The 6455-nt window shown below is 66.9% G+C and carries 4 protein-coding genes; 2 read left to right on the forward strand and 2 right to left on the reverse strand.

What is annotated here, in order from left to right:
- Window positions 1–15: 15 nt before the first annotated feature.
- Entirely contained in the window at window positions 16–1182 is a 1167-nt protein-coding gene (locus ABUE31_RS21810; protein WP_367725874.1) for a pyridoxal phosphate-dependent aminotransferase, read from the reverse strand.
- A gap of 104 nt (window positions 1183–1286) precedes the next feature.
- Window positions 1287–1712, reverse strand: a complete 426-nt coding sequence (mscL, locus tag ABUE31_RS21815) for a large conductance mechanosensitive channel protein MscL (RefSeq protein WP_367725875.1) — start codon at window positions 1710–1712, stop codon at window positions 1287–1289.
- A gap of 209 nt (window positions 1713–1921) precedes the next feature.
- On the opposite strand from mscL, the gene ABUE31_RS21820 reads away from it, so the two are divergent.
- Complete coding sequence (locus ABUE31_RS21820) at window positions 1922–5413, forward strand: PAS domain-containing hybrid sensor histidine kinase/response regulator (protein WP_367725876.1); 3492 nt, start codon at window positions 1922–1924, stop codon at window positions 5411–5413.
- A gap of 19 nt (window positions 5414–5432) precedes the next feature.
- Window positions 5433–6407: a threo-3-hydroxy-L-aspartate ammonia-lyase gene (locus tag ABUE31_RS21825; protein WP_367725877.1), complete on the forward strand. Its 975-nt coding sequence runs from the start codon at window positions 5433–5435 to the stop codon at window positions 6405–6407.
- Window positions 6408–6455 lie beyond the last annotated feature (48 nt).

Genomic DNA, 6455 nt, shown 5'->3' on the forward strand with positions numbered 1-6455 from the left:
CCCGGCGGTCGGCGCTCAGGTCTTCCGGATCCAATCGGCCAGCCGGTTCGCCGCCTCCTCGACCTGGTCGAGGCGACGGTGGAAGCAGAGCCTCAGATACCCCTCCCCGGCCCGGCCGAAGGCGATGCCGGGGGCGAGGCCGACCAGCGCCTTGTCGACGATGTCGAACGCCGCCTTCGTCGAGTCCGTCATGCCGTCGACCGCAAAGAACAGGTAGAACGCCCCGGGCGGCACGCTGAAGCGCACCCGGCCGGTTTCCTGGAGCTTGCGGCAGATCAGGTCCCGCGCGGCCTGGGCCTGCGCCACCTGGGCGGCAAGGAAGGCGTCGCCTTCGTCGAGCGCCGCTATCGCACCGCGCTGCAGGAACTGCGCCACGCCCGAACTCGAATACTGGATCAGGTTCTCGAAGGTGCGTCCGAGCGAGGGATGCGCCCTGAGCCAGCCGATGCGCCAGCCCGTCATCGCCCAGTTCTTGGAGAAGGTGTTGACGAACAGGATCCGGTCTTCCGGCTCCATGATGTCCATGAAGGACGGCGCACGGCGTCCGCCGAAGTGGAACAGCGCGTAGATCTCGTCGGCGATGATCCAGAGACCCTTCCGACGCGCCAGGTCGAGCAGCGCCCTCAGCGTCTCGATGTCGGCCGTCCATCCTGTCGGGTTGGCCGGCGTGTTGACGAAGATCACCTTCGTCCGCGCGGTCACCGCCGCCTCGACGCGGGCGACGTCGCAGTACCAGCCATTGTCGCCTTCGACCAGCGGAACCGGAACCGGGACAGCGCCGGCGACGCCGGCCGCACCGGCGAAGTTCGGCCAGGCCGGCTCCAGGTAGATCGCCTCGTCGCCGCCGCCTGCGGTCGCTTCGAGCGCCAGAACGATCGCCTGCATGCCACCGATCGTGACGATGAACTCGCGCGGGTCGAACTCCATCCCGAAATGGCGCTTGTGGTAGCGCGCGAGCGCGTCGCGCAGTTCGGGAATGCCGCCCTGCCAGGTGTAGAAGGTCTCGCCGGCGTCGAGGCCGCGCTTGGCGGCCTGGCCGATGAAGTCGGGGGTCGGCTGGTCGCTCTCGCCGGCCCACAGCGGGATCAGGCCCGGCCGGTCGCGGCCGTAGTTGGCGACGGCTTCGATGCCGCTCACGGGAGCCTGCCGGGCTGCGGCCCGGATCTGATCGGTCAAGGTCATAGGATTGCCAGACGGTTGGACGAAACCCGCCTCTACCGGTTTTTCGCACCGCCGGGAATGGCCAACCCGGCCGCCAGGACGGCCGGGTTCTTGATCCAGAGGCCTCAGGCCTTCTTGGCGAGCAGGTCGCGGATCTCGGTAAGCAGCTGTACGTCAGCCGGCGGCGGCGCGGGCGGCGCGGCTTCCTTCTGCTTCTCGAGCCGCTTGCGCATGGTGTTCACCCCCTTGACCATCAGGAAGATGATCCAGGCGAGGATCAGGAAGTTGATCACCACCGTCAGGAAGTTGCCATAGGCGAACACGGCGCCCTGCTTCTTGGCTTCCTCGAGCGACGAGGCCGTCACGTTGGCCGACAGCGGAAGGAAGTAGTTGGAGAAGTCGAACCCTCCGAAGATAGCCCCGACGATCGGCATGATGATGTCGGCGACCAGCGACGACACGATCAGGCCGAAGGCGCCGCCGATGATCACGCCGACCGCGAGATCCATGACGTTGCCCTTGGAGATGAACTCCTGGAATTCCTTGAGCATCAAAACCCTCCTTGATTGCCGCGCCGGCGGATTCGCCCCTGCTTTTGGCAGTCTAGCAAATATCGGCGGCCCCAATAACGGAAAATGCCGCCCCAGCGCCAGAGCCGAAGCACCTTCACCCAAGCCAAAATGCGCCCATGGACACAGGGGCCAAGCTATGATTGCGTTTCGCGTCGGCCCAGAGGCCGTGAAACGGGAGGTTTTCGGGCTTGCAGGGTTGGGTCGTCGTCATCATAGCGGTCGCCTATGTGACGCTGCTGTTCGCCATCGCGAGCCTCGGCGACCGCTGGTCGGTGCGGCGCGGGCCTTTGCGGACGCGACCCTACATCTACGCGCTTTCGCTCGCCATCTACTGCACGTCGTGGACGTTCTTCGGCTCGGTCGGGCTGGCCACCGAGCGCGGCCTGGAGTTCCTCGCCATCTACATCGGCCCGGTGGTCGTGTTCGTCTTCGGCTTCCCGCTCCTCAGGCGGATCATCGCGCTCGCCAAGGCCGAAAAGATCACCTCGATCGCCGACTTCCTCGGCGCGCGCTACGGCAAGAGCTTCGCAGTCGCCTCCATCGCCACCCTGATCGCCGTGGTCGGGGCGGTCCCCTACATCGCGCTCCAGCTCAAGGCCATCTCCGGCTCCGTCAGCCTGATGGTGGAGCACTACAACGGCGCGCCGCTCTCCTTCGATCCCTTCGTCAGCGACATCTCGCTGATCATCGCGATGCTGCTCGCGGTGTTCGCGGTGCTGTTCGGTACCCGGCACGCCGACGCGACGGAGCACCAGGACGGGCTGGTGCTGGCGGTCGCCGTCGAGTCCGTGGTCAAGCTCGCCGCGTTCCTGGCGATCGGCGTCTTCGTCTTCTTCTTCCTCTTCGACGGCCCCGAAGGCCTGTTCGACGCGATCGGCGCCAATGCGCAGGCGCAGGCATCGCTCGGCCATCGCACCTCGCTCGGCACCTGGCTGGTGATGACGACGCTGAGCGGCTTCGCCATCGTGATGCTGCCGCGCCAGTTCTACGTAATGATCGTCGAGAATCGCGCAGAGGCGGAACTGCGCACCGCCACCTGGGTCTTTCCGCTCTACCTGATCGCCATAAACCTGTTCGTCCTGCCTGTCGCACTCGCCGGCCTCGTTCTGGTCGGCGAGGCCACCAGCAGCGACCTCTACGTCCTGTCGCTGCCGCTGCTCAACGGGCAGGACCTGCTCGCCATGACGGCCTTCATCGGCGGCCTTTCGGCGGCGACCGCGATGGTCATCGTCGCCAGCGTCGCGCTGTCCATAATGGTGTCCAACGACCTCGTCATCCCGCTGTTCGTGCGGCGGCTTTCCAAGGGCGAGCGCGCCGAAAACGGTGACTGGTCGAGCCTGATCCTCAACATCCGCCGCGGCTCGATCTTCATCATCCTGTTCGTCGCCTTCCTCTACTACCGGGAAAGCACCAACAACGCCCGCCTCGCCTCAATCGGGCTGATGTCCTTCGCCGCGATCGCCCAGTTCGCGCCGGCCTTCGTCGGCGGGCTGGTCTGGCGTGGCGCCAACGCACGCGGCGCGGCGCTCGGCATGACCGCCGGCATCGCCGTATGGGCCTATACGCTGCTGATCCCGTCGCTCGCTTCCCCCGACACCGCGATGCTCGTGCATGGCCCGCTCGGCATCGACGCGCTGCGACCGCAGGCGCTGTTCGGCACCGAGGCGGAGCCGCTCAACCACGGCGTGATGTGGAGCCTGTCGGTCAACCTCATCTTCTTCGTGCTCGGCTCGCTGTCGCGCGCTTCGGTGCCGCTCGAACGCATCCAGGCGGCGATCTTCGTGCCGCGCGACGGCGGCCCGATGCCGAGCCTCAAGCGCTTCCGCACGGCGATCACCGTCAACGACCTGAAGGACACGATCTCGCGCTACCTGGGCGTCGAGCGCACGGAACGCTCCTTCAAGACCTTCGAGGACCGGAACGGCCGGCTGAACGGCAACGAGCAGGCGGGCATGGACGTCATCCGCTTCTCCGAGCAACTGCTGGCCAGCGCCGTCGGCTCGTCGTCGGCACGGCTGATCCTGTCGCTGCTCTTCAAGCGCGGCGACAGCGCCTCGAAGGACACGTTCCGGCTGCTCGACGACGCCACCGAGGCGCTGCAGCACAATCGCGACCTGCTGCAGATCGCGCTCGACCAGATGGAGCAGGGCATCACCGTCTTCGACCAGGACTTCCGCCTGACCTGCTGGAACAGGCAGTTCCGCCTGCTGTTCGACCTTCCCGACGAGATGGGCCAGGTCGGCGTCTCGCTCTACGAGGTGTTGCGCCACCTCGCCCGGCGCGGCGACATCGAGCCAGACGCCCAGGTCGCGATCCTCGGCCGGATGGCGACCTTCGGCACACCCTGGCAGATGGAGCTGAAATCGAGCGGACGCATCATCGAACTGCGCTCCAACCCGATGCCAGACGGCGGCATCGTCGCCACCTATGCGGACATCACGCAGCGCGTCGAGGCCGACCTCGCGCTGAAGCGCGCCAATGAATCGCTCGAGCAGCGCGTCGCGCGACGCACCGCCGAACTCACCCGCGTCAACGAAGAACTGGCGCAGGCGCAGATGCTGGCCGAGGAAGCCAATCTCGGCAAGACGCGCTTCCTGGCGGCCGCCGGCCACGACATCCTGCAGCCGCTCAACGCCGCGCGGCTCTATTGCTCCATGCTTGTCGAGAAGGCCGCAGCCGGCCCCGCCGGCGAGGCCGCGTCGAACATCGAATCCTCGCTCGATTCCGTCGAGGTCATCCTCGGGGCGGTGCTCGACATCTCGCGGCTCGACACCGGCGCGATGAAGCCCGTCGAGACGACCTTCCGGCTCGACGAACTGCTGCGCCAGATCGGCACCGACTTCCAGCCGCTCGCCGCAGAAAAGAACCTGACGCTGACCATCGTCCCCTCGTCGCTCACCGTCTGCACCGATCGCAACCTGTTCCGTCGTCTGGTCCAGAACCTGGTTTCCAACGCGGTGAAATACACGCGCACCGGCCGCATCCTGGTCGGCGTACGGCGGCGCGGCGAACTTGCCGAAATCCAGGTCTTCGACACCGGCATAGGCATCCCGATCGACAAGCTGCCCACCATCTTCGGCGAGTTCACCAGGCTCGAGGAAGGCGCCAGGGAAGCGCAGGGCCTTGGCCTCGGCCTGTCGATCGTCGACCGCATCGCGCGTGTGTTGCGGCTGGAGCTCCAGGTCTATTCCGGCGACGGCAAGGGCACCCGCTTCTCGGTGATCCTGCCGGCCACCGAGGCCCTGGAACCGCTCGTCGCCACGGAAACGACGACGCCGATGCTGCCAGCCGCCGCTCTGCACGGCATGACCGTGCTGTGCATAGACAACGACGCGCGCATCCTGGAGGGGATGCGGCTGCTGTTCGAGAGCTGGGGCTGCCGTGTGCTGACACATTCCGGTTCGGGATCGATCGCTGCCGCAGGCTCCATCGAAACGCCCGACATCATCCTCGCCGACTATCATCTCGACGGCGAGACGGGGCTGGACGTCATCCGCATGCTGCGCGAACGCCTGGGGTCGCCTGTCCCGGCGATCCTCGTCACCGCGGACCGCTCGCACGACGTGCGCGAGGCGTCAGACCTGCTCGACGTACCCGTGGTCAACAAACCCCTGAAGCCCGCGGTGCTGCGTGCGCTCGTCACGCGCATGCGGCGGATGACCCCGGCGGCCGCGGAATGAAGCCTGACATGGAGCGCATATGAATATCGCAGATCCCCTGACCATTCCCTCTTTCGAAGACGTTCTGGCAGCGCGGCGGCGAATTGCGGGCGCTGCCCATCGGACACCGGTGCTGACCTCGCGCACGGCCGACGAGGCGACCGACGCCACCCTCTTCTTCAAGGCCGAGAACCTGCAGCGCGCCGGCGCGTTCAAGTTCCGCGGCGCCTTCAACGCGATCGCCGCACTCGACGACGAGACGCGCAAGCGCGGCGTGATCGCCTTCTCGTCCGGCAACCATGCGCAGGCGATCGCCTACGCGGCCGCCCTCCAGGGCGTTGCCGCCACCATCGTCATGCCGTCGGACGCCCCCGCGATGAAGGCGGCTGCAACAAAGGGCTACGGCGCCGAGGTGGTGCTCTACGATCGCTACACGGAAGACCGCGAGACGATCAGCCGGCGCCTGGCCGACGAAACGGGCGGCACGCTGATCCCGCCCTTCGATCATCGCGAGGTCATCGCTGGACAGGGCACCGCCGTGCTCGAGCTGCTGGAAGAGGTTCCGGAACTGGACATCGTCGTCACGCCGCTCGGCGGCGGCGGACTGCTTGCCGGATCGGCGCTCGTCGCCAGCGCCCTGTCGCCGGCCACCTCCGTCATCGGCGTCGAGCCGGAGGCCGGAAATGATGGGCAGCAGTCGTTCGAAAAGGGCGAAATCGTCACCATCGCAGTGCCGAAATCGATCGCCGACGGCGCCCTGACGCCTGCGCTCGGCCACCGCAACTTTCCGATCATCCGCCAAAAGGTCGAGCGGATCGTCACCGCGAGCGACGCGCAGCTGGTGTCCACGCTGCGCTTCTTCGCAGAACGCATGAAGATCGTGGTCGAACCGACGGGGTGCCTCGCGGCGGCGGCGATCCTGGAAAATGTGCTCGACTGTCGCGGCAAGCGCGTCGGCATCGTGCTCAGCGGCGGCAACGTCGATCCAAAGGCGCTGGCGGGTTTCCTCGCGTAGACGGCGCGGCCGGTCAGCCGGCCGGCTGCAGCGGATCGGCGCCGATCC

The sequence above is a fragment of the Mesorhizobium marinum genome (assembly GCF_040813675.1).
Classification (GTDB): Bacteria; Pseudomonadota; Alphaproteobacteria; order Rhizobiales; family Rhizobiaceae; genus Mesorhizobium_K; species Mesorhizobium_K marinum.

Excerpts from the sequence above, each read along its gene's own strand:
- ABUE31_RS21810 (WP_367725874.1), bottom strand. The coding sequence starts at position 1,182 with ATGACCTTGACCGATCAGATCCGGGCCGCAGCCCGGCAGGCTCCCGTG.
- mscL (WP_367725875.1), bottom strand. The coding sequence starts at position 1,712 with ATGCTCAAGGAATTCCAGGAGTTCATCTCCAAGGGCAACGTCATGGAT.
- ABUE31_RS21825 (WP_367725877.1), top strand. The coding sequence starts at position 5,433 with ATGAATATCGCAGATCCCCTGACCATTCCCTCTTTCGAAGACGTTCTG.